Origin of the sequence: Fluoribacter gormanii (assembly GCF_900156395.1) — a bacterium.
Classification (GTDB): domain Bacteria; phylum Pseudomonadota; class Gammaproteobacteria; order Legionellales; family Legionellaceae; genus Legionella; species Legionella gormanii.
In genome coordinates this window covers 1-23,322 of sequence record NZ_FTNL01000016.1, presented here as the reverse complement: position 1 = coordinate 23,322, position 23,322 = coordinate 1, and the positions used below count along the sequence as shown (strand labels likewise).

The window sequence follows — 23,322 nt, the reverse complement described above, 5'->3', positions numbered from 1 at the left end:
GATATGGAATACTAAAAAGGAGCAAAAAATATGCACTCATTTTTCTTAAGTAAAAATACAACCAAACCTGCGGAAGCAGTATTAAAAAGGGAAATTAAAAAAATTTTAAATAATCGGCTCGGGCTTATGTTTCTTGAAAAAGGAGATAAAGTAATGAGTTACACCAAACATCCTTATCATGATCCCCTGGTTTCTGCTTACACCCCTAATATCATTTACTCTAATGAACGTATGAATCAGGTACGCGAGGTGATGCGTAAAAGACAGTGTGGGTTTGCGCTGTTTCGAGTTAAAGAAGATACAATTTGCCAGTCCATGCGCCTAACGAATTATGCTGAAGACATCGAGGGAAAAGACTCATCGAAATTTATTATTGCCCCTGAACGTTTGGAACCAGTAAAAATGCTCCAACACGCCCCACCTCTTTGAGGATTTTGAATATAAATAATTTAATGAATCGGATCAAACCGGTTGTATATCCTTTTTCCTGACCTGCTTGCCTTAAAAGATCACAACGGGTTCAGATAAATCCATCGAGCAAGAGTTTTCTAAGTTCGGCAGCGTTTATAAACAATAAGCTGAATGATTTTTGACTTCACCTTTGTTTTCTTGAAAATAGAAACTCATTAGGGCGTGTTGACAATTGCTCTCTCCACCTACGTGCCTCGGCTTGTCCGAGGCATCCAGGCGATCTGGATTAAGAACAAATTTCCTCGTACAGATCAAACCACTCAGGGTTAATCTGTTCGATCAAATTAATTTTCCATTGCCTGCACCAGTTTTTAAAACGTTTTTCACGTCGAGCAGCTTCTATATAAGTAGAGTGAGTTTCGTAATAGACCAACATATGAACATTATATTGAGCAGTAAATCCTGATATCACCTTATTTTTATGCTCCCAAACTCGTTTAATCAAATCAGAGGTTGAACCGACATAGAGGGTACCATTGCGCTGACTCGCCATCATATAGACGTAAAATGCTTTCATTTTTCTTCCTTGTTATCGAGCTTTGGACTCATTCAGATAGTATCATTCAAATTGAGCGGATCACATGGGAAGCCAAATATAAGAGCATGCCATTGCTAACATTGATGCGTAGTTTCGTTTTAATTTATCATAACGCGTGGCAATGGCACGAAAATGTTTGAGTCGAGCAAATACGTTTTCAACCAAATGGCGATGTTTATAGAGACCCCAGTCAATATCATTGTTTCCTGTTTTCGAATTTGCTCACGCACATCCTCGCTATCATAACCTTTATCAGCGATGGTGTGCTCCGAAATGGGCACCTTATCAATAAGTGCAGGGGCTGCTTTACAGTCATGTACTCCACCACCGGTTAAGTCAAATTCAATTGGAACACTACAGGCATCAACGGCCATATGAGTTTTTGTTGTATTCCCACCAACCGATTTTCCAATGGCCTGATTTTCATGTCCTGTTGCGCCAGAACTGTGTTGATGTGCTCGAACAATACTACCATCAATAAATTGCCATTCAAGATCTGGATCGTGTACACGATCTTTGAAAATACAAAGTAACTTGGCTTTTGATGACCAGCGATTAAACTGTTGATAAATTGAATTCCAGCATCCAAATTCTGCTGGCAGATCTCGCCAAGGGCAACCAATTCGCATACGATATAATATCGCCTCAACGATTAAACGTAGAGTGGGCTTGTCATAAATCCTAGGTTGTAGCATGATCCCTCTTAGCTTCGACCAAAGCTCATCACTGAGCATAAGTCTAGCCATTGCAAACTCGTTTTATACCTGGGGGCAGAACCGTTATATTATGAGTTTGCTCCTATTAACCAATGGATTAATGCTTTCAAATTAGCTTTGTTTTTAATTTGAGCATCACCATCTCCTGGATGCCTCGGACAAGCCGAGGCACGTAGGTGGAGAGAGCAATTGTCAACACGCCCTATTAAAGTGACTCAGCATTTCATTCAGAGAGAACATTCCCGCCTTCGCGGGAATGACATAATTTTAAATTAAAGGCAGTGGGTTTATTTCTTCTTAAGAATGCTCTTAACAAAGTGTTGATTTTGAATGAATCTCGGCTTTGCAAGAGCTGGATTTAGTTAGGAGCCCTGATTTTGTTTTTCTTTAATTTCGGACAAGGTCTTACAATCAATACATAAAGTTGCTGTAGGTCTTGCTTCTAAACGTTTGAGGCCGATTTCGATACCACATGCTTCGCAATAGCCGAAATCTTCATTTCTCAAACGCTCTAAGGCATCCTCAATTTTCTTAATCAATTTACGCTCACGATCACGAGTACGTAATTCGATGCTAAATTCTTCTTCCTGGCTGGCTCTATCTGAAGGATCAGGAAAATTAGCCGCTTCATCTTTCATGTGCGTCACTGTGCGGTCGACTTCTTCCATCAACGATTGACGCCAAGCTAGCAATATTTTTTCAATATGTGCTAACTGGTTTTCATTCATATATTCTTCACCAGGGGCTTCCTTATAGGGGGTGATTCCCATGCTACCTATTGCGTCATTTTTCACGTTGTGTCGTCTCTCATTGGTTTTATCAATTAATTGTTCGGTCATTTTAGCCTCCGTTCCCAACTCATGTACTACCTGGGTTTACAGAAAGCGGTTAGGTATACCAAAAAACGATTGTATCATCAATAAAATTATCGCCAACCCCCACTTACTCTGTCATTTCCCTGAATATCATGCCAACATTGTACGTTCTTATATTGTAATTCATTTAGTATAGTCTGTACTTCTAATTTTTGATCATACCCATGTTCTAGCAAAATCAGGCCGTCAGGTAAAAGGTAGTCATAACCTTGTTTAATAATACATTGTAGATCAGCTAAGCCTTCTTGACTACTCACTAAAGCATTTTGCGGTTCAAATCGTAAATCGCCTTGTTGCAAATGAGGGTCGTGCTCTGAAATATACGGTGGATTAGCAACCAATGCGTGATATTGGCGTCGAGGAAGGTTACTAAACCAATTGGATAGATAAAAACTTACATTCCTTATTTTATGGCTTTGTGCATTTTCTTTTGCAATCTTTAAAGCTTCTTGACTGATATCTGCAGCAACAATGTGCCAATGAGGTCGTTCATTAGCAAGGGCTAAGGCGATGGCCCCGCTGCCAGTACCCAAGTCAAGAACATAGGTATCTGGGCGATTGGGGATAAGCTCCAAAGCTAATTCAACTAATCGCTCTGTTTCATGTCGTGGAATTAAGGTATGCCTATTAACTTTTAAATTAAGTGACCAGAACTCGCGTTCGCCGATGATATAGGCAATAGGAATTCCTTGGGCTCTTTGAGCCATTAAACTTTGGAAGTGTTCCCATTGTTCTGAACTGAGTAATTCTTCAGGATGTGCAAAAAGGTATGTCCTGGTTCTCTTTAAAGCATGACAGAGTAAAATCTCTGTTTCCAGATCTGGAGTTTTTCCCAGAGCGGTGCGAATACTAATCATTTCGTCCTAGTTCTGCGAGTAATTCTGCATGGTACTCGCGTTTTAATGGTTCGATAACTAATGCCAAATTTCCTTCCATCACGTCACCAAGTTGATAGATCGTCAAATTAATCCGATGATCTGTCAGTCGGCCTTGTGGATAGTTATAAGTACGAATTCGCTCAGAACGATCGCCTGTTCCCACCAATGATTTACGAGTTTGCGCTTGCTCTTTCTTTTGTTTGCTTTGCTCGGCATCCAGCAAGCGGGTTTTAAGTAAAGACATGGCTTTGGCGCGATTTTTATGTTGGGAGCGTTCATCTTGGCATTCTACTACTACACCCGTTGGGATATGCGTGATGCGTATCGCGGAATCAGTTTTATTGACGTGCTGACCTCCAGCCCCTGAAGATCGATATGTATCAATTCGTAAGTCATCGGGATTAATTTGAATGTCATCAATTTCATCCACCTCAGGCATAATAGCTACAGTACATGCAGAGGTATGTACCCGACCTTGCGATTCGGTTTCAGGCACACGTTGTACACGATGTGCTCCGGATTCAAATTTAAGTTGTGAGTACACCGCATTACCACTAATACGCACAATAATTTCTTTATATCCACCATGCTCACCGTGGTTGGCACTGATTAACTCTTGTTGCCAGCCTTGATTTTCTGCATATCGGCTGTACATGCGATAAAGATCCCCAGCAAAAATTGCGGCCTCATCGCCGCCGGTTCCTGCTCTGACTTCGAGATAAATGTTACGTTCATCATCCGGATCTTTGGGAATCAAATGCCATTGTAATTGTTCATCAAGCTCATCAATTTGCTTTTGAGCACCTGCCAATTCTTCTTCAGCCATTGAGGCCAGCTCTTTATCATCTCCCTCGAGCATTTCGTTCAATGAAGCCAAATTGTTTTTGGCCTCAACGTAGGTTTCATAACATGTCGCTACCGGCTCTAGCTGAGCGTATTCTTTAGAAAGAGTTTTAAACTGATTCTGATCCGCAATAACTGATGCCTCTGATAACAAGCGACCTACTTCTTGATATCGCTCGAGCATTTGTTGCAGTTTAACTTCAAGAGATTTCTTCATAGGATGATTGATGTGTTGTTGTATTAAAAAGATATTGTGCCAAAGTAAATAAATCTTCCCGGCCATCTTTAGCGATTTGCCTTAAACCAGCAGTAGGGTTATGTGTAAGTTTATTAACCAAGCGTTCACTAAATTCATTTAAAACGACCTGCTGGCATTGTCCGGCAGAAAGCTTTTTCAAAGCGCGTTGCAACTCTTTTTGTGCCAAGTCTTGCATTTGACTGCGGTAATCACAAATGACTTTTTTGGCTTTGAGTGAACGATGCTTACGGATGTATTTATTTAATTCCTCATCGATTAATTGTTCTGCATGTAATGCAGCATGGCGTCTTTCTTCCATGCCTTTTTCAATCATGAATTGCAAATCATCGATGTTATAAAGTTGTATTTGTCCCAATTCTTTGATGTTGTCTTCTACGTCTCGGGGAACTGATAAATCCAAAAAAAACATGGGTGCATGATTTCTTTGATTTAATGCCTCTTCGACTAAACTTTTATTAATAAAATGGATTGGACAATTTGTAGCGGAGACAATGACGTCTGCTTGAGGTAAATATTCAGCGATATCAGTGATTGGAATGGTTTTTCCATTAAATGAGTTGGCAAGTTTTTCCGCATTTTCCAACGTTCTACTTGCAACCATAAAACGCTCAACACCTTGCTGACGCAAGTATTTTGCAACTAAAGAAGCGGTTTCGCCTGAACCAATTAAAAAAACATTCAGCGATTTGTAGTCTGTAAAAAGCTGTCCTATCAATTGGACTGCCGCATAGGCGATTGAAACAGGATTTGTACCGACTCCACTTTGGGTTCGTACGCGCTTTGAAGCACAAAAAACATATTCAAAAATGGGACGTAATTCCGTTTTTATTGCACCGAGGTTGCAAGCATGTTGGTAGGCTTGTTTCATTTGCCCAAGAATCTGGGGTTCACCAATCATCATGGAGTCTAGGCCACTGGCAACACGTAAAAGATGCTTGATTCCCTGATGGCTTTTATGCACATAAAAAAATGGGGATAACGCGTCCAATGGTAATTGATGCTCCTTGCTAAGCCAACGTGCAATGATTTGCGGATCTTGGGTGTCACAGTATATTTCTGTGCGATTACAGGTTGATAAAATAGCCGCTTCATTTACTTCCGGCAAATTTAACAAGCTATGGAGCAAGGAATCCTGGGTAGCCGGAGATAAGGCGACTTTTTCACGCACGTTTATTGGAGCAGTTTTATGATTTAGTCCGCAAGCAACAAACACCATAGAATATAAATTATTTGAATATGATTTATTGAGTTAATCGTGGAATTGTAAACGATTAGGCAGTAAATTTGTAGGGGCATACTGCCTTATTTCTATATTTTGATTCCGGAACAATGATTCTGAAGCGCAACAGAGGCTTTGTCTACAGCCCAATTAAAAAAAACCAGCTGTAAAATTAAAGTACATTTTTATTTTGCCGCTAACAAGATTAGAGGGTTTTATACAAAAATCCCAAGTTATGGGGAGAGCATCATGGATATTATCCTGCAAGGCGAACACAGTGGCGAAGAAGCAGCAAAAAGTTTGGCACGTGTATTAGAATTGTTTAAAGATCGATATCATATCGCTGGATTTCGTGAGATTCATTTAACAGTTACGTTAATTGATGAACAGGGAGATGACGTTGAGTTAGTTGATAGTGAATCGAATCAGGCGTATCGTATTTTTGAAGTTTATCGGCAAGGTTATGAACTCAATGGTAGAAAAGGAACGCCTGTATTGCAATTAATCGTTGATAACACACGTCCTCGGTGAAGGAGTAGCTTATGTTTTTGGCAATTATCGCCATTATTCTTACATTAATTTTGGTTGTTGGAATACATGAGGGTGGGCATGCATTAGTTGCACGCATTTTTAAAGTAAGAATCAAAAAAATTTCTATAGGTTTTGGCAAGCCGTTATTGCGTTGGCAAAGTCAAAGTGGTTGTGAATGGGTATGGGCATTTTTTCCGTTAGGGGGCTACGTCCAATTAGAAAATACACGAATCAGTCCAGTTCCTCCGAAACAGCATGCTGTATGTTTTGATAAAAAACCGATTTGGCAGCGTATTCTTATTTTATTGGCCGGAGCGGCGGCAAATCTGATTACAGCATGGTTCGCTTTTGTTTTAGTGTATAGCATAGGTCTTGCGTATACTTTGCCAGAAATCAAAGAAGTACTCCCCAATAGTACTGCAGCGCAAATGGGAATGCTTCCTGGCGATAAATTTAAATCGATTGACGGTTCTGCTACCCCGACCTGGAGTGATGTGGGGATGCGTTTAGTGATTTTATGGGGAAAGGACAATATTCCGGTTACGCTTACTCGGGCTGATGGTAAAGAATCAAAGACAATTCTTGACTTAAGCCATCAGCAGTTTCACGGGGTAAAAATATCTTTATTGACGCAATTGGGGATTAAACCTAATTTATCTGCGCCAAAGAACACATTGCGCGCTTCATCCCTTATGGATGCAATACATAAAACCAATGAGTACATGGGCAATATGGCTTATTTTTTTCTAATGATCTTGAAACAATTACTTACTGGAGTAATTCCTTTTTCAGTATTGTTAGGGCCTCTAGGTATTTTTGCCGCGTCAGTAGCTTCATTCACCCAGGGAGTGGCTGTTTTTCTATTTTTTATAGCCACCTTAAGTTTTGCCGTTGCAGTGATTAACCTGTTTCCTATTCCAGGTCTGGATGGAGGTTCTATAGTATATGCGCTCATTGAAAAAGTCCGCGGCAAAGCGGTTTCGGTACCTATGGAGCTTTTATTGCATCGACTGGTATTTATTATATTTTGTGTGCTATTGGTCCATCTATTGATGAATGATCTGCAGCGAATCTAAATTTTGATTTCAATTTTATGATTTACCCACGGTTCGTGCACAGCACCATATATCAACCTGTTTTACTCCCGATTTTTTAAGAGTGGATGCCAGCTCATTTGCTGTGCTGCCAGTAGTTAAGAGATCATCAATAATTGCAACATGGTGCCAGGGAAGTTTTTGGGTTTTAAACGCATGGTGTAAATTTTTTTGTCTTTGTTCCCCATCAAGAGTTGCCTGGGGATCTGTATTGATGATCTTTTTACAACTGGTTAAATCATAAGGCAACTGTAATTTTTTGGCGAGTAAACGAGCTAAAACGGCTGCTTGGTTAAATCCGCGTGCTTTGATGCGTTGCGGATGCATAGGAACAGGGATTAAACATTGAGGCCTGGTTTCATGACTGAGTGAATTAAGAATTAAGTGACTTAGAAAAGAACCAAGATAAAGACCATTATGGTATTTAAATTGATGCAAAAGGCCGCGTAGTGGTTCTTCAAAGAGGTAATGAATGATTGCACGATCGAAATGAGGCGCTTTTTTAATACAGCGACCACAGACTAACAGCTGTGTATCGGGCAAAGGATAAGCGCAGTAGCGGCAAGCAGGACCTAAGCGCGTCATGAGCTCAATACATGCGTTGCATACCGCCATTTTGCAGTTATGAAATTGGTTGCATAAGACGCATATTGAGTACAAGCGCAAACTTTGTGTTAAACTCCATATTTTCTGGCGCACGAGTGTTGGAATCCATTAATTTTTCCTGGTTTTATAATGGCTGTTATCTACGAAATTAGCAAGGCATTTAATCAACATGCCGCTGAATATGAACTTGCTGCTAAAGTACAACAAGAAATTGGACTACGGTTATTAGAGCGATTGCAGTATTTGAATATGAAGCCACAACGTATTCTTGACCTTGGATGTGGTCCAGGTTTTTTTTCTTATGAATTAACCAAAATGTATCCCAAAGCCCAAGTCGTTGGTTTGGATTTGGCTCAGTTGATGTTGATTCAGGCACAAAAGAAACAAGGTTGGCGGCGCAAATGGCCTTTAGTAGCTGCAGATATGCTGCATATGCCTTTTGCTTCAGGCGCATTTGATTTAATTTTCGCCAATCAAGTGATTCACTGGGGCGGTTCTTTAATGCGAGTTTTTCGTGAATTGAATCGAGTCATGAAAGCAAATGGCTGCTTGATGTTTACTACTTTGGGTCCCGATACTTTTAAAGAATTGAAACACGCATGGTCTGGAGTGAATCCTTATGCTCATGTAAATGAGTTTGCTGACATGCATGATGTAGGCGATTACTTGATGTCAGAGCACTTTTTGGAGCCAGTAATCGATATGGAATTATTGGAAGTGCATTATGAAACTCTGCCCAAGTTATTAAGGGCTTTAAAAGCTCAAGGAGTAAAAAATATTAATCCCGAAAGAAACCAGGGCTTAACCGGCAAAAGAGCTTGGCAACAATTCGAGCAAAATTATTCTACTCTGCAAACGGATAAAGGGAAATATCCATTGACCTATGAAGTGGTTTATGGACATGCCTGGAAAGGGGAGCAAAGAAAAACAGAACTTGGGGTAGAAACCATGATTCCTGTTTCGCAAATAATGAGGCGCAAAAGTTAGATGCCTCGCTTAGACAAAACGCATTGAAGAGTCCCGTCATCCTTTAGAATTTACGATGAAGGGCTCCTGCTTTTAGTATTGTATTGTCACATATCTATGTGAATACTTATGTTCTCTTAATTTCCTGATACAGTTGCAATGCTCTTTTCCTTGCTAGATTATGATCTACTAACGGAAAAGGATAATCTTTGCCAAGGGTAATGAGTAGCTCATTTTTAGGTGCTTCCCAAGGCTTGTGAACCCATTGATTAGGAACTTTTGCTAATTCTGGTACCCACGTTTTAACGTATTTGCCTTGGGGGTCAAATTTTTCTCCTTGGAGTATGGGATTAAAAATGCGAAAGTAAGGTGCGGAGTCTGCACCTGTGCCAGCTACCCATTGCCAACTTGCAGAATTACTTGCCAAATCGGCATCAAGAAGTGTATACCAAAACCATTTCGCTCCTTCTCGCCAATCGATTAATAAATCTTTGACCAAAAAGGAGGCAACAATCATTCGTACTCGGTTATGCATATAACCAGTCCGCCACAATTCACGCATTCCAGCATCAACAATGGGATAACCGGTTAACCCTTTTTGCCAGAGTTTCAATTGTTCATTATCATTTTGCCATAAAAAAGCATCGAACTCTCGGCGAAAATTTTCATGAGGCAAACTTGGGACGTGATAAAGTAAATAGTAGGAGAATTCTCTCCAGCCTAATTCCGCTTGAAAACGTTCGACTGAGCCAGGGTCAAAATTTTGTTGAAACTGGACTTGTTCGATTGCCCGCCATACTTGCCAGGGACTAATTTCGCCGAAATGTAAATGAGGTGACAGACGCGATGTACCTATTTTGCTTGGTTCGTCACGATATTTTTTATAATTTTGCAGATGATGTTGAATAAAAAGCTCCAGTTTTTTCAGGGCTCCGACCTCACCAGGCTCCCAAAAATCATGAAATTCTTTTGCCCAATCAGGTTTTTTAGGTAAAAGGTTCCAGTTGGATATATTGTCCGAAGTAATATCAGGACTATCAGGCCAGTCATGAATAACAAGAGTATTTGGTATTTCAATTTGCTTTAGGCATTGCTTCCAAAATGGAGTGAATACTTTAAAGTACTCATTATTTTTATTTTTAATGGTCCAAGGTTCATTTAGTAAGCGCCCGTTAAATGAGTTTACTTTTATCCCTAGGGTGGTCAACTCGTTCTTAATGTGAGTATCACGCGCAATATGTTCTGGCTCATAACATCGATTCCAATAAACCTCAGTAATTGCATGATGTTCTATGAGTTTTTTTAAAATCAGTAATGCATTTCCTTTCTTCAGGCATAGCTCCAGGCCATGAATTTTCAATTCTTTTTGCATGCTGGAAAGGCTATGATGTAGCCACCAACCTTGCGATCCACCGATTGATTCGCTGGGCTCTTCTAAAATATAAAGAGGAATGAGTGCGCGATGATTATTACAGGCTGCATACAACGCTGGATTATCATGACAGCGCAAGTCTTGGCGAAACCACACGATTGCGGTTGACATACCTGTCTCCTTTCAATTAAGGCCACGGATTGATTTTTGGATTGTAATTATAGCCTGGGAGGGGCGTAGCGCAACCCAGGTTACCTGTCTAATTTGCTACGTTCTTGTAATTTCCTGGTTAAGTCAATCAATGCAAGTGCTTTTCGATCAAATATTTTTAGTGCATCGAAGGCAATTTGATAATGTGAGTTGATTTTATCTTCCAATTTATTTTTGGAATATAGAGTTGCAAACGTGGTTTTTTGGTTTGCCAAGTCAGAGGAGCGTCCTTTACCCAAGTCAGTAGGAGCATAATGATCCAAGTAGTCATCCTGCATTTGAAAAACAAGACCTAAATGACTGGCGTAAGTCCGTAAAGCGACTTGATATGCTTCGGATGCTGTACGGGCATTCAGGACCATTTCAATGCACGCTAAGATAAGTCGCCCGGTTTTAAGATAATGAATTTCTCTAAGCTGTTTTTCGCCGGTAGACGATTTGGCTAATTCAGACAAGTCCAGGCTTTGCCCACTTACCATCCCACTAATGCCGCTGGCTTTAACAAGCTCAAGAGTAACCGCAATGACTTGTTGAGGTTGGATCAGTGGCGAAAGGTGAGTTAACAAGACTTCAATGGCCAAGGGTTGCATGCCATCACCGGCTAAAATCGCTGTTGCCTCATCAAAAGCCTTATGACAACTCGGTTTACCACGACGAAGATCATCATTGTCCATGGCCGGGAGATCATCATGAATTAGAGAATAACAATGCGTTAATTCAATCGCTGCAGCAATAACATCAAGAATTTTTAAATCAAGATCGAGCAAGTCTCCGGTTAAATAAACCAAAACCGGTCTGATTCTCTTTCCACCAGGAAATAGAGAATAATTAATTGCAGAACGTATCATTGTTGCAGGTATAGACGCGTCATTGATGATTTGCTGTAGAAATTCTTCGTGCCGTTTTATGTAATTACTTATCACTTAATTGTTCATCCGAGCTGGGTTCTGCAGAGGTTAATGTTTCTATTTTCTGTTCGGCTTTTTGGAGCACATCCTGACAACGTCTCGCCAGGCTAATTCCTTTTTCAAATTGTTTCAGTGAGTCTTCTAAAGAGAGTTCGCCCTTTTCCAGTTGCCTGACAATTTCTTCTAGTTCCGTGATCGACTGCTCAAAATGCATACCTTGGCTCATAGATTTTGTCCTGATTGTGCAAAATGTACTGATTATACTAAGTTGTAGTCAGGATTCAATGTAAGTAAATTAATTTTATTTGAATTGTATTCCCTGGTTTCTCTCCGCAGTGTTCAGGAGATGCCTAATGAAGATTCGATAGATTAAATCGTGTATATTAACGACAACTGAATCGGATGGAACAAGTATGAAAACGAAAACCCAATTTGTATGCAGTCAATGTGCCGCAATTTTTAAGCAATGGGCTGGACAATGCACGCAGTGTGGGGCATGGAATTCGATCGCGGAAGAAGGGATGCCGGTGAGTCGGAATTCGCGCAGTGGTTCTTGGGTGAATCAACGCTCAGTAATCACCGCTGTAGAAGATGTGGTTATGGATAAAGAAGTGCGTATGGATTGTGGTTTATCTGAACTGAACAGAGTACTTGGTGGGGGATTGGTTTATGGCTCTGTAGTGCTAATTGGCGGCGATCCGGGCATCGGCAAATCTACTTTGTTATTGCAAACCTTGGCTAACCTCTCCATGCAAGAAACTGTTTTATATGTCACTGGTGAAGAATCCTTACAGCAGGTAGCCATGCGTGCCAAACGTCTGGGATTGCCTTTGGCGGGTTTAAGACTTTTAGCCGAGACCCAGGTTGAATCAATTATTGCGCAAGCACAAAAAGAACATCCTAAAGTCATTGTGATCGATTCCATCCAAACTATTTTCACGGAAACGATTAGTTCTGCTCCTGGAGGGGTAAGCCAGGTGCGTGAATCGGCAGCACAATTAGTTCGTTTTGCCAAGCTAACCCAAACCGCAGTGTTTCTGGTTGGACATGTAACCAAAGAGGGTGCTTTAGCAGGTCCACGAGTTTTAGAGCATATGGTAGACAGTGTTTTATATTTTGAAGGCCAAAGTGACAGTCGGTTTAGAGTCATTCGTGCCATTAAAAACCGTTTTGGTGCAGTCAATGAGCTTGGTGTGTTTGCGATGACGGACAAAGGATTAAAAGAAGTCGCGAATCCTTCAGCGATTTTTTTATCGCGTCAACCAGAACCTACTGCAGGTAGTGCCGTGATGGTTACTTGGGAAGGGTCGCGCCCGATGCTGGTTGAAGTACAAGCTCTAGTTGATGAAGCACATGGGCAGCAATCCAAGCGGGTGACGGTTGGTCTGGAATCCAATCGTTTGGCTATTTTACTTGCTGTTTTACATCGACACGGAGGAATTGCTACGTACGATCAGGATATTTTCATCAATGTAGTCGGTGGCGTGAAGGTGACGGAAACGGGGTCCGATTTGGCTTTATTAGCAGCAGTAGTATCCAGCTTACGCAATCGAATTTTTGATCGGGAAACCATTATCTTTGGTGAAGTAGGACTGGCTGGTGAAATCAGACCGGTGCAAAGTGGGCAAGAGCGATTGAAAGAAGCGGCAAAACATGGTTTTAAACGAGCAATTGTCCCTTTTGCCAATGCACCGAAACAGAATAATTCTTCAATGGTAATTGAACCTGTTAAATATTTGCACGAAGTTTTGGAAAAAATGTAGCCTATTGGTAATAGGCTGGGTGAAGTACCTCGGAACCCGGAGGGCGTCTTTGTCTGCACCAAGGCTTCAATAAGTCTTATTGTAACGTTTTAAGAATTTATGACATGATGGATGAGTAAGTCTTTACCTTTTTGATGTTTAATCAACAACAGGAGTAATGATGACTTTTCCAGCCAAGCTAAAAATTGAATTTATAGATACGCTAACTCGCAACAAAATTTCTTATCGTCAGGGTTGGACGAATTTTATGGGGAACGTACGTAATCCCTCAGCAGTGGTTGTTGATGTAGACAGTGAAGCGCAAGTCCAATTAATCATGAAAGAAGTAAAACGGATGAATGATAATCGGACTCCAAAAGATAAAATTACCTTACGAGCGACTGCCGGTTGGGAAGATAAAGACAAAAGTGTAGGCTGTTGCTTATTTCCGTGGTCCAAAGTTCAGGAAGAGGAATATGCTAAAGGCAGTTTTTCTTTTTCAGAAGTGGTTGGAGGACGAACGTCACCTGAAAGTGAAGGTACCGACATAATTCTTCGCTTTAAAAAGAAATTCCATAAAGCGAAGGTCCTTGGGCCTCTTAATACGAAACCGACATGGCTTAATCCTGACAATCCAATTCATCAGCTTCCTGCTTCTTTGGTCGAAGTGAGTGCTGGAATGCAAATAGCCGAATATACAGAATTTTTGCGGAAAAATAATTTATCTTCATCGACGCTTAGTATGTTGAGTTGGGCAAGTTTGGTAGGATTGCTCGGTCCTGGAGGGCATGGTACTGGCCGTGATGAGCCGGCTGTTAGTGGCTTGATTGAATCAATCAGAGTTTGTGATATGGATGGAACCATTCGTGAACTAACTCCTGACCATCCTGATTTTCAAACCTTGTGTGCAGCACATAGCGGTTTTTTAGGAGTAATTCTTAGTGTCAAAATGCGCGTGGTGAAGGCTTACAATTTACGTGAAACCATCGCCGTATTTCACAATACCGAAGAAATGAACGGCAAACTAGGAGATATATTAAAGAATAATCAATATGTAAGTGTTATGGGAATGCCAAGCGCTTCCATACTGGGTGAAAATGTCCATCAGTGGCAAGTGCGTATGTGGAATTACACTACTGATAAACCAACTCAAAATAGCCAACCTACCTATTCGCCAACAAGCACTTCTTTTGTTCAAGAGCTGGGATTAAGATTGGGTGAAGATTTAATGGATTTTTTGGTTAATTCGGACTTAAAGGGTTTATTGCCTGAATTTATGTTAATTGCTGCCGCTCAGTCAATTGAAGAACGTGGAACAAAACCTATAGTTGATTTTGAAAATCATATAACCCATCCCCAAGTAGCGTTCCCCGAAAAACTCCGAGATGTGGATTATTTTATCCCTGTAAAAGACGACAAAGCTGGAGAGCATTTGGAGGCGATTTTGCAACAAATTGAATATCAGGTAAATAAAGCATCAAGGCGTGGAGAATATCCAATAACCTATGCGGTCTATGTGCGTTATTTGAAAGGAACTAATGGAGGCTTATCTCCGACGGAGACGAGTAGCTCTGATGAACGTATTATTGCTTTGGATGTGGTGACTCATCCTCAAACACCCGGCATTGTTCGTTTTGAAAAGGAATTCTTAGGTTTTTTAAAAGAGCAGGAATTTGAAGTAAGAAATCATTTAGGGAAACAGTTTCCAGCCGGAGTTGTTCATTATTCTCAATTTTTAGACCCGAAAAACATAAAGGACTTTATAGAAGCAGCGGAACGCTGGAATGCGACACCCAATAAAAATGATGGGGCGGAGCGTTTGGCTATGGCTCCTTATAATACCAATTATTTCCAGGAAATGCTTGATCTGAATCCTGGGTTGGAACGTGAATTGGAGGATAAGAGTCTAAAAGAGGAACCTCTTTCTCCCAAAATGAAATCTATAGAATATAATAAAGAGGAATGTGTACGATTTTTGACTCGCCTCTATGAAGTGGTTGATTTAATGCCGGTGCAGAGTGAGGCAGCCAAAAATGCCAAGGCGATTTTTTTAAAGACGTGTCAGGATGAATTGGAAATTCGCAGGATACGTGATTTGGTGATTTCTTAAATGGTCTTGTCGCAGCCTGGGTGCAGCGAAGCAGAACCCAGGGATGTAGTATTATCGATGCCGGGTTCCGCTTCGTTTCACCCAGGCTACACTCTGACGATGGTGATATATGGATATAACTCCTTTTTTTAAATTAATGGTTGACCGCGGTGCCTCAGACTTGTTTTTTAGTGTAGGAGCGCCACCACATATTAAAATCGAAGGAGTCATTTCTCCTGTAGGTCAGGTACCACTCAAATCCCAACAAATGGCAGAAATTGCTTTATCGTTGATGAATGATGATCAGCGTAAAGAATTTGAGGCTAATTGGGAGCTGAATATGGCGCTCTCCATTACCTCAGTTGGACGCTTCAGAATTAATTTGTTTCGCCAGCGTGGAGACATCTCTATGGTGGTGCGTTATATCAAGAATAAAATTCCTTCAATTGAACAGTTAAATTTACCGCTGATTTTAAAATCTATCGTTATGGAGTTACGCGGCCTGGTTTTGGTTGTAGGTGCTACAGGCTCGGGTAAATCAACAACTTTAGCGGCGATGATTGATTATCGCAATGAAAATCAAAGTGGGCATATTCTAACCATTGAAGACCCAATCGAATTTATTCATCAGCATAAAAAATCGATAGTCGATCAACGTGAAGTGGGTATTGATACAATGAGCTATGATAATGCCTTAATCAATGCAATGCGTGAAGCTCCGGATGTGATTTTAATCGGAGAGATTCGTGAGCGTAATGCCATGAAGCATGCCATTGCCTATGCAGAAACAGGACATTTATGTATTTCGACACTCCATGCCAATAATGCAAATCAGGCAATGGATCGAATTATCAATTTTTTCCCTGAAGATGCAAGAAAACAGGTATTAATGGACTTGTCGCTTAATTTGCGAGCTATTATTTCAATGCGCCTTATTCCTGGGGTGAACAATCAACGTATGGCAGCTGTAGAACTATTATTAAATACCCCTTATGTTTCTGATTTGATTGAGAAAGGAAAAATTGATGACATTAAAGAGGCCATGGAACGAAGCACCGAACAGGGCATGCAGACCTTTGATCAGGCTTTATTAAAATTATATCGAAATGGGGTAATTTCCCAGGAAAATGCAATTAAGTATGCTGACTCCAAAAATAATGTTGGTTTGCAAATTCGTTTAAACAGCAGCGCAGACTTTGATTCACAGGATGATAATCTGACAATCGATGAGAATTGATTTTTTTGGGCTTCGTGTTAAAATTTAGCGCAATTTGACTCCGATTTATGGTCCATGCCTGCATTTTTTCATATTAAAGATATTACCTTAGGGCCGGCTTCACATGCATCGGGCCATGAGGCGTATCTAAAAGCGGTATATACTCCTGCTAATCGCGAAAAACCACCCTACAGAATCATTTATAAAAAGAACAAGTACGGTCGATCGGAATTTTCTCGTTTGGAAGTAATGTTTAGCCAATTGGCTCGCCTGTTTTTATTTTCCGATCTAACGCCATCCAACAATCTGGTAGTGGATGATGATAAAAACATTCTTGGTTTGGCTGTTCAGCATCTTTGCTATGTTATAGCAAACAAAGAGCGTTTCGAGCATGACTTTTATACTTTAAATGATCCCAATACAGGTTGTGCCTCTACACCTTTACGACCCAATGATCCTACCCAAATACCTATTTATTTTCTAGATAAATTGCCGCAGGGTTTTTTTGCGCGCATAGTTGAAGCGGAGATGGATGGAGATTTAACCATTGATTACGAATCTTTAGCCAGCATCCTCGCGACTTCTTATACTTTGGAAGAGGATGATTTGCATAAAGGAAATTATGGTTTTTATCTGGTAGAGCGCAATGGTAAGCCTCAGGTGGTATTTTTTAAAATCGATCATGATTTGATGTTTGTGGACAGCATCATGGGGTTTCATACTCGCCGGCCATTCCACTTAATGCACGGTGCGCATGCGTTTGATATCACAGTCAATGATCTCAAGTCTCTAACCTGTTTAACCAACTCTTCTAATTCCTATTGGCCAACAAAATTTAGTTATATTGCTAATCCTTTTGACAATAAGGAATACCATAATTATGCCGATATCAATGCATTTTCGCTGCTAAGTCATAATTCTCAGTTTATCAACGCGAAATGGAAATCTTTTTATAAACATATTTTAATTCCGAATGAGCTGATTGCGCAGACATTACAAGATTGTGCGCAGATGGAGAACGCATCTGATCGCGCCGAAGTCGCTTTAATGACCCAAACCACTATTGCAAGGCTTGCGCGTTTGCGTGCTGCGTTGTTTTCGATAAACGATTTTCGAAATTACGTATGTAAATTAGATAAAGAACAAACTCGGGTTTTATTGAAAGAAATCATACCACCACATTTGGTCACTGAAGTGCTTGTAAATAAGGTTCGTGAATCTTTTCGTCAGTACGAGAAGCTATGTAACGCTGCGGGTGGGTTTGAGCAAGGAGATACCCCTTTACATACAGCAATTAGGCTGGGTGAGTATCGCTATGAAGAAACTTTAAGTATGTTCGGTGAGTTCATTAATGTAAAAAACAAAGCAGGTAAAACTCCTTTAGATCTTGTGACGGAACGAGTTCGAGCTGGAGCGATTGATGCGCATGATGTACAGAACAATGGAATATTAATCATCCAGCATTTAATAAAAAATGGGGCGGATATAACCAGAAAATATAGGGATTCTGGCGTTATGCCTTTAGTTAAGGCATATACTTTTAAAAATCCTTATTTGGAAGGAATAAAACCCAATATGAGTTATCGATCGTTTAAACGGATTTTAAGAGATATAGGGGAGGATCATCGTTTTTGCCTTAAATTTCAAAAGAATTTAGCTCTAGAATGCGTGAAACGTTTTATTGAAGTGAATAAAAATCATCCTAATTTTGAGAACAGACTGCATCAATTAGGAGACGATATAAATGGTTACTCATCTGAAGAAGAGTCGGCGGGAGTGAAATACATACGCCAGCTACGCAGCAAGTTATGGATTATTCGCCAGTTACGGGGATTATATGGTTGGAGTTCTACTCAATGGGAAATCAATACCCTGATTAACCGGGCTTTAGAGCGTCATCAAGCCAAAGAATCCAATTCTTTTTCATTCTTTTCTTGTGCGAAGCAAACCGAAGCCTCCTCGACATACGAGTTACAAGAGCCGTGTCACGCAATGTAGCCCGGGTTTATAATAACTGAGACATCATCACCTTTTTTTGAGCCGATTTGGGTCCATTAGCGGACAAATTGTTTATGCTCTATGTCTCATTCCCGCGCAGGCGGGAATCTATCCATCAAGTTAGTTCATTACTTTGTTTGTGAGATGGATTCCCGCCTGCGCGGGAATGACATCAATTTTGAACAAAATGAAGTATTAATGTTGGCATTGGTTATTAAAAAATCGTGTTTTAAAAAAGATGATGATACCCCAGGTTTGCGATACCTGAAACGTCGACGATTAGAGATTAATGCGTTTGCATTTCTCCCAGGTGGAATGGGTAATCATGGCGGCAACGGGCATATGCGGCGCCAATCTTGGTGGGGTCGGGGTAAAATGCATAATGAGTGGCTTTATACGCACAGCAGGGAACAGCGCTGACAAAACAGCCTCTTTTGGCATTCCAGCGATAATGGCCATCCTCTGCAAGCTGCAATGTTTTGCCATCAAAACAGACGTAACGGGGTTGTGAAGGAATCTCACCAATGACGCAACCTTGAGCATAAGCAAAATTTATGAATGCAAATAATAGTCCCCAAAGTATAATTTTCATCATTTCAATCCCTTTATCTTGCTATACTAATGTTATACGTTAGTCCATCTTACGGTCTTTCTTCAAGCAAGATGTAATTATTTAATGTGATACTTAAGGATAATTTAATTAATTTAGCATAAAATATACAGATAATGGTTTTAATGGTTTGATTATGCCTAAGAACAACTCTCTTTTAGCTGCAATAAATAATCCTGCGTTGTTATCAAAAGGGGATTTAGCACGCCATGCACTAGATGAATTAATCTCGGTTGATTTGAGTGATCCGGTAAATTTACGTAAAGCAGTTACAAAACATCGGGTTTTATGGGGAAGAGAGTTTGGCATAAGGCCGGATGGAATTGATACTTGGGAATCTACAAATCCAAGGTTTTTGGCGGGAGCCGATGCTGATGATTATCTAAATGACGAAACTTTTTTAGACTCAACGGATCGGGTTGATAGTTTTGCAAAAATCAAACAAGCGGCTACAGAACAACGCATTCACTTTGGTCTGAGTGCAGTTACCGATCAAGAAGTTTTAATTAATATTTTAAAATATAATTCTGATGAGTGTAGGGCTTATTTGACGAAAAAGGTAGTCCCTGAGATGCCTGAGCCTCAAGGATGGCATGCAACGGCACCTCATGCTACACCAGGACATCCAGGTACCAATGATTCCAGGGATATCTTGACTGATGAAGCGGTGATTCGAATTCAACAACAGGCAGCGAAACAGTTATTATTTCAATTAATCGCTAAACCAGACCTCCAGAATCCAAAATTACTCGATGATTTAATCAGCGCCAGGAATGACCTAGCCCAATTTAAAGTGGCTGCACAGGCACTGGGTTTTCCAGCAGAAGGGCTGACTTCTTTGGAGCAAGAATTTCCCGATGAACTGTTTGATAAAGCTCAAGAACGTAGTGATGCCTTAAAAAAAGTTGCTGCCCTGGAAGAATTTAACCGAATTCTTAGCACACTGGATTATACCTGGCTATCAAGCAAAACCCCAATGTTAGGAATTGCCAGCCCAGAAGGGTTCCTTAATACCTTGTTAAATCAGCCAGAATTCCTTGCTGTAAAAGACACACTTAAAGAAGATAAAGCCGTATTAGGCGCAAAAGTACAACAACAATTGTGTGCACGATATTTGCAAGATAAATTATTAAAGGATGGCCTAAATCTAGGCGAGCGCACCACCAAAGGAGCTCCAATTTGTAATGCCAATAATGAAGCCGATTTAAAAGCTGCATTAAAAAATGGTATTCCAGGACATGATGCGATTATCGATAAAGCGGTAGGAACAGATAATCTGAATTTGTTTAAAGTGTCTATGATCAAGGGGTTGTTGTCAAAAATTCCTTCCAACGCTCATAACATAGGTTATTTAAAAGGGCTTGATCAAGCTAAAATCAAAGATTTACCAAAACGATTGGCTGGGTTTATAGATAATGGAAATGATTCCTTATCATTAGATTTTCTTAAGCCAGAACACCTAAATGATATAAAGGGCGTCATTCGAGAGCAGCTTAAATCATTTGCTCGTGATCAGCGTATCGAAGATTTTAAGGATTTGGTCGATAAAGCCCAAAGCAGTTATGGACGCGAAGCCCATAAAGCATTAATTGATTTGTTTCGCCAATTGCCTGAGGAAAAGCAGGTCGAAATCCTTTCAGTGGAAAAGCGTAATGACTTAAATCTTGTAATTAATGCGCGAACTCTGGAACAGATTAAGTTTTTTTGGGGAACTGTTAATTCTCATGGTCAACCTCTCAATGTTAGCGCTCTGGTACTGGAAAATGAAAGAAATGCCGCTTTTAAGAATGTTCATAATCCTGTTATAGCCAAGTTACTGGTCAACCTCGATATTCCTACCGATAAAATTGCAGCAGTAAATCAAGCTTTATTTGATCATAGAGCACTTAATTTCTCGGATCCTGATCATTATAAAACATTGGTTGAAGCACTTTGGGTCGCAAGTGGGAGTCCTGCCAATAAGAATGAATTTTATCAAGCGTTTAATTTAACAGCTGCTGATTCAAATGTTTTGGTTGATCCTCATGAAGTAGCCAATAAAATTCAAGCACATCATAAGAACAATGTTATTGTCTATGAACGACTACAAGAACCTAGAATATTACCGGCTGGGAAAAGGTTTGATGAACTATTTTTAAAAGTTGGCAGACCTGGTTCTTGGGCATCAGCGGACGATGTAAAGAAGGCGGAAGCCCTTTTTGTTGCGAGTAAAGATGTCCATGAGTTTCTTGATAAGTTGATTCCTGAGCCAAACGATGAGCAATCAAAAGCACTGAAAGAGTCATTAAGCAGAGCGCTTACTCCAACGGTATTTCGTGAAATAAAAGCTGAAAAACGAAAGAATCTATTTGACAAAGATAACGACGAAAATAAACAAAAGATTATCAATGAAGTAACTCAGGAATTAACTGAACTACAAAAAAGCAAGCCATCCATTGAAGAACATAAAGCAAAGCTTGAGAAAATTCCTGACAATAAGATATTGCAGGCAAGCTTATACAACTTGGCACTCGAAGGGAACACATCAGAAAGAACTCAGGCAATGAAAAAGACATATAAAGAATTGTCTGAGCAATGTGATGAGATTATAGAGCACTTAGAGACTAATTTACGCGATTTGGATGCATGTCTTGAGAGTACAAAAGAGCCACAACCACCCAATGACATCAAGAGTCTGGAAGTAAGACGACAATTTACCGAGATGCGCGAAAAGTTAGAAGCCGAGAAAAGTGCAGTTTCTGAGCAGTTAGCTTTTTATAAAACGACGAAAGCTAAAATTTCGGGCGAAAAAGGTTTGTTATCAACAATTGATGAGTTTTCCAGTGGTAAAGTTAGATTACAGCATAAGTCATCAAATGTTATGTATAAAGCCATAGAAAAAGATCAAGTGGCAACTTTAGCTAGGCAATTAAATCCTGCGGCAACCACATCGCTAGGAACCACGTTAAGTACCAATCGAGATCCGAATTATTCAATAGAAGAAATCCCTGAAAAGGGCAAAGTTCTATGCGCTGATATGGTTCATTACCAGCCCGATGAAAATAATCCGGGTAACAAAATTGAAGCCGATAAAGGCCGTTTTACTGTCGATTTTCATCCTGAGGGGAAAATTGTTCCCGGGCTTCTGCAGGGATCAGAGGTTTATAAACGTCATCCCCAAGAAGTGAAGATATTTTATTTATCTGAAGACCCAAACTACAAAGCCAAAGATGCAATCGAGGCAGCAATGAATTTGCTGGAACGTTGGGATGGTAAAACCCCAATTACATTGAAAGGGGTTAAAGGAAAAGAAGAGGAATTGCAATATTTATGGACTGCATTAGTTGTACTTGGTGAACACCATCCTAATTTTTCTCAAAGTAAAATAGAATTTTCCGTCCGCAATACAGCCGCATGGAACCCCAGTGTCGAAAAAAATTGGAGAGGCTTTACTAAGGAATCTGTTTATGAGAGCGTATTTAAAGGTACGGCCAAAAGCCATATTGCAGAGCAAGTAGCGGATTTTAAGAGCATTATGGACAAAAGAAAAAGAGAAGAATTGGATACTACAAGCAAGAAGACCGTTTCTGATTATAAAGAGAACTTAAGTGGTATAAAAACACCGAATGATAAAAATAAAAAAATCGAAGGACCGGTGTTGTCACAAGGTAGTAATTCCATTAAAAAATAGCAATGAGATAAATAGGTGCAATGGGAACAAATTTTATAACGATGTGAAGTTTAATGAATAATGCCATGGGCTATTATTATAATATAGGTACAGAAACCCTTCGTATACGGGAGAATAAATATGCCAGATCCATATTTGGGTTATTATAAAACTCTACTTAAGAGCGCTACTGAGAATGATTTAGTACAACTTCAGGCAATTATTGATGCAAGAGACACTTCTGTTTTCCCGCCCTCTAATGAATTCAATAATATTCGTCAACAATTAGAAGCGCTTGCAACTATTAAAAATGTACCAGAGTTTGATCGTGACTACGCACTTTACACAATGTTTAGAGCTGGTAGGGCTTACGGCGATCGAACGCGGATTAATGATGGAGAGGCCATCGCCTTAAGAGGCTTGGCCAACAAGCGGTATAAGTTTCTGCAAATCAAAGCGGCGATTGAGGACCATGACGATCAAGGTTTAGTAGATGCCGTTTCTGTGGCAGATATCAATCAACCTGGTTTTG

The 23,322-nt window shown here is 40.2% G+C and carries 20 protein-coding genes and 1 pseudogene; 10 read left to right on the top strand and 11 right to left on the bottom strand.

Annotated features, from left to right (window positions below):
- Positions 1-30: 30 nt before the first annotated feature.
- A complete protein-coding gene (locus tag BW930_RS10785; RefSeq protein WP_058468165.1) occupies positions 31-429 on the top strand; it encodes a hypothetical protein in 399 nt (132 codons plus the stop codon).
- A gap of 268 nt (positions 430-697) precedes the next feature.
- Here BW930_RS10785 and BW930_RS10780 read toward each other — a convergent pair whose 3' ends face one another.
- The 6 genes and pseudogenes from BW930_RS10780 to hemA form a co-directional block, all read right to left on the bottom strand.
- The gene (locus BW930_RS10780; protein ID WP_058468166.1) at positions 698-988 is read right to left on the bottom strand and encodes a GIY-YIG nuclease family protein; all 291 of its coding nucleotides are present in this window, start codon (positions 986-988) and stop codon (positions 698-700) included.
- Positions 989-1,048: 60 nt separating this feature from the next.
- A pseudogene (locus BW930_RS10775) lies at positions 1,049-1,689 on the bottom strand (IS5 family transposase).
- 398 nt (positions 1,690-2,087) lie between these two features.
- Complete coding sequence (gene dksA, locus BW930_RS10770) at positions 2,088-2,564, bottom strand: RNA polymerase-binding protein DksA (RefSeq protein WP_058468167.1); 477 nt, start codon at positions 2,562-2,564, stop codon at positions 2,088-2,090.
- Between the two features lie 86 nt (positions 2,565-2,650).
- On the bottom strand, positions 2,651-3,457 hold the full coding sequence (gene prmC, locus BW930_RS10765; RefSeq protein ID WP_058468168.1) for a peptide chain release factor N(5)-glutamine methyltransferase: 807 nt from the start codon (positions 3,455-3,457) through the stop codon (positions 2,651-2,653).
- Complete coding sequence (gene prfA / locus BW930_RS10760; protein ID WP_058468169.1) at positions 3,450-4,538, bottom strand: peptide chain release factor 1; 1,089 nt, start codon at positions 4,536-4,538, stop codon at positions 3,450-3,452. The genes prmC and prfA overlap by 8 nt, the downstream gene beginning before the upstream one ends.
- Positions 4,522-5,796 (bottom strand): glutamyl-tRNA reductase, encoded by a 1,275-nt coding sequence (gene hemA / locus BW930_RS10755; RefSeq protein WP_058468170.1) that lies wholly within the window; start codon positions 5,794-5,796, stop codon positions 4,522-4,524. Before hemA ends, prfA begins: the two co-directional genes overlap by 17 nt.
- A gap of 252 nt (positions 5,797-6,048) precedes the next feature.
- On the opposite strand from hemA, the gene BW930_RS10750 reads away from it, so the two are divergent.
- Complete coding sequence (locus BW930_RS10750; protein ID WP_058468171.1) at positions 6,049-6,330, top strand: hypothetical protein; 282 nt, start codon at positions 6,049-6,051, stop codon at positions 6,328-6,330.
- 11 nt (positions 6,331-6,341) lie between these two features.
- A complete protein-coding gene (locus tag BW930_RS10745) occupies positions 6,342-7,406 on the top strand; it encodes a M50 family metallopeptidase (RefSeq protein WP_058468172.1) in 1,065 nt (354 codons plus the stop codon).
- A 15-nt stretch (positions 7,407-7,421) separates the two neighbouring features.
- On the opposite strand, the gene BW930_RS10740 is transcribed toward BW930_RS10745, so the two are convergent.
- The gene (locus BW930_RS10740; RefSeq protein WP_349267180.1) at positions 7,422-8,123 is read right to left on the bottom strand and encodes a ComF family protein; all 702 of its coding nucleotides are present in this window, start codon (positions 8,121-8,123) and stop codon (positions 7,422-7,424) included.
- 36 nt (positions 8,124-8,159) lie between these two features.
- Between BW930_RS10740 and bioC the strand changes: the two genes are divergently transcribed.
- The gene (gene bioC / locus BW930_RS10735; protein ID WP_058468174.1) at positions 8,160-9,017 is read left to right on the top strand and encodes a malonyl-ACP O-methyltransferase BioC; all 858 of its coding nucleotides are present in this window, start codon (positions 8,160-8,162) and stop codon (positions 9,015-9,017) included.
- 106 nt (positions 9,018-9,123) lie between these two features.
- Here bioC and BW930_RS10730 read toward each other — a convergent pair whose 3' ends face one another.
- The 3 genes from BW930_RS10730 to BW930_RS10720 all read right to left on the bottom strand — a co-directional run bounded on the left by BW930_RS10730 (position 9,124) and on the right by BW930_RS10720 (position 11,712).
- The gene (locus tag BW930_RS10730) at positions 9,124-10,539 is read right to left on the bottom strand and encodes a cryptochrome/photolyase family protein (RefSeq protein WP_058468175.1); all 1,416 of its coding nucleotides are present in this window, start codon (positions 10,537-10,539) and stop codon (positions 9,124-9,126) included.
- Positions 10,540-10,619: 80 nt separating this feature from the next.
- Positions 10,620-11,501, bottom strand: coding sequence for a polyprenyl synthetase family protein (locus BW930_RS10725; protein WP_058468176.1), 882 nt, complete (start codon positions 11,499-11,501; stop codon positions 10,620-10,622).
- Positions 11,491-11,712, bottom strand: a complete 222-nt coding sequence (locus tag BW930_RS10720; protein ID WP_058468177.1) for an exodeoxyribonuclease VII small subunit — start codon at positions 11,710-11,712, stop codon at positions 11,491-11,493. The genes BW930_RS10725 and BW930_RS10720 overlap by 11 nt, the downstream gene beginning before the upstream one ends.
- Before the next feature lie 187 nt (positions 11,713-11,899).
- Here BW930_RS10720 and radA point away from each other — a divergent pair, with 187 nt between their 5' ends.
- The 4 genes from radA (at position 11,900) to ankK (ending at position 18,531) form a co-directional block, all read left to right on the top strand.
- Complete coding sequence (radA, locus tag BW930_RS10715; RefSeq protein ID WP_058468178.1) at positions 11,900-13,249, top strand: DNA repair protein RadA; 1,350 nt, start codon at positions 11,900-11,902, stop codon at positions 13,247-13,249.
- Positions 13,250-13,409: 160 nt separating this feature from the next.
- Positions 13,410-15,338 (top strand): FAD-binding oxidoreductase, encoded by a 1,929-nt coding sequence (locus BW930_RS10710; protein WP_058468179.1) that lies wholly within the window; start codon positions 13,410-13,412, stop codon positions 15,336-15,338.
- Positions 15,339-15,447: 109 nt separating this feature from the next.
- Complete coding sequence (locus tag BW930_RS10705) at positions 15,448-16,554, top strand: PilT/PilU family type 4a pilus ATPase (protein ID WP_058468180.1); 1,107 nt, start codon at positions 15,448-15,450, stop codon at positions 16,552-16,554.
- A 54-nt stretch (positions 16,555-16,608) separates the two neighbouring features.
- Entirely contained in the window at positions 16,609-18,531 is a 1,923-nt protein-coding gene (gene ankK / locus BW930_RS10700; RefSeq protein WP_058468181.1) for a Dot/Icm T4SS effector AnkK/LegA5, read from the top strand.
- Positions 18,532-18,817: 286 nt separating this feature from the next.
- Here ankK and BW930_RS10695 read toward each other — a convergent pair whose 3' ends face one another.
- On the bottom strand, positions 18,818-19,126 hold the full coding sequence (locus tag BW930_RS10695) for a hypothetical protein (protein ID WP_058468182.1): 309 nt from the start codon (positions 19,124-19,126) through the stop codon (positions 18,818-18,820).
- A gap of 151 nt (positions 19,127-19,277) precedes the next feature.
- Between BW930_RS10695 and BW930_RS10690 the strand changes: the two genes are divergently transcribed.
- Complete coding sequence (locus BW930_RS10690; protein ID WP_058468183.1) at positions 19,278-22,811, top strand: hypothetical protein; 3,534 nt, start codon at positions 19,278-19,280, stop codon at positions 22,809-22,811.
- A 120-nt stretch (positions 22,812-22,931) separates the two neighbouring features.
- On the top strand, positions 22,932-23,322 hold a 391-nt coding region (locus BW930_RS10685), incomplete at its 3' end, for a hypothetical protein (protein WP_139325580.1).

Coding starts and splice junctions, on each gene's coding strand:
- BW930_RS10785 (WP_058468165.1), top strand. CDS start 31: ATGCACTCATTTTTCTTAAGTAAAAATACAACCAAACCTGCGGAAGCA.
- BW930_RS10780 (WP_058468166.1), bottom strand. CDS start 988: ATGAAAGCATTTTACGTCTATATGATGGCGAGTCAGCGCAATGGTACC.
- dksA (WP_058468167.1), bottom strand. CDS start 2,564: ATGACCGAACAATTAATTGATAAAACCAATGAGAGACGACACAACGTG.
- prmC (WP_058468168.1), bottom strand. CDS start 3,457: ATGATTAGTATTCGCACCGCTCTGGGAAAAACTCCAGATCTGGAAACA.
- prfA (WP_058468169.1), bottom strand. CDS start 4,538: ATGAAGAAATCTCTTGAAGTTAAACTGCAACAAATGCTCGAGCGATAT.
- hemA (WP_058468170.1), bottom strand. CDS start 5,796: ATGGTGTTTGTTGCTTGCGGACTAAATCATAAAACTGCTCCAATAAAC.
- BW930_RS10750 (WP_058468171.1), top strand. CDS start 6,049: ATGGATATTATCCTGCAAGGCGAACACAGTGGCGAAGAAGCAGCAAAA.
- BW930_RS10745 (WP_058468172.1), top strand. CDS start 6,342: ATGTTTTTGGCAATTATCGCCATTATTCTTACATTAATTTTGGTTGTT.
- bioC (WP_058468174.1), top strand. CDS start 8,160: ATGGCTGTTATCTACGAAATTAGCAAGGCATTTAATCAACATGCCGCT.
- BW930_RS10730 (WP_058468175.1), bottom strand. CDS start 10,539: ATGTCAACCGCAATCGTGTGGTTTCGCCAAGACTTGCGCTGTCATGAT.
- BW930_RS10720 (WP_058468177.1), bottom strand. CDS start 11,712: ATGAGCCAAGGTATGCATTTTGAGCAGTCGATCACGGAACTAGAAGAA.
- radA (WP_058468178.1), top strand. CDS start 11,900: ATGAAAACGAAAACCCAATTTGTATGCAGTCAATGTGCCGCAATTTTT.
- BW930_RS10710 (WP_058468179.1), top strand. CDS start 13,410: ATGACTTTTCCAGCCAAGCTAAAAATTGAATTTATAGATACGCTAACT.
- BW930_RS10705 (WP_058468180.1), top strand. CDS start 15,448: ATGGATATAACTCCTTTTTTTAAATTAATGGTTGACCGCGGTGCCTCA.
- ankK (WP_058468181.1), top strand. CDS start 16,609: ATGCCTGCATTTTTTCATATTAAAGATATTACCTTAGGGCCGGCTTCA.
- BW930_RS10695 (WP_058468182.1), bottom strand. CDS start 19,126: ATGATGAAAATTATACTTTGGGGACTATTATTTGCATTCATAAATTTT.
- BW930_RS10690 (WP_058468183.1), top strand. CDS start 19,278: ATGCCTAAGAACAACTCTCTTTTAGCTGCAATAAATAATCCTGCGTTG.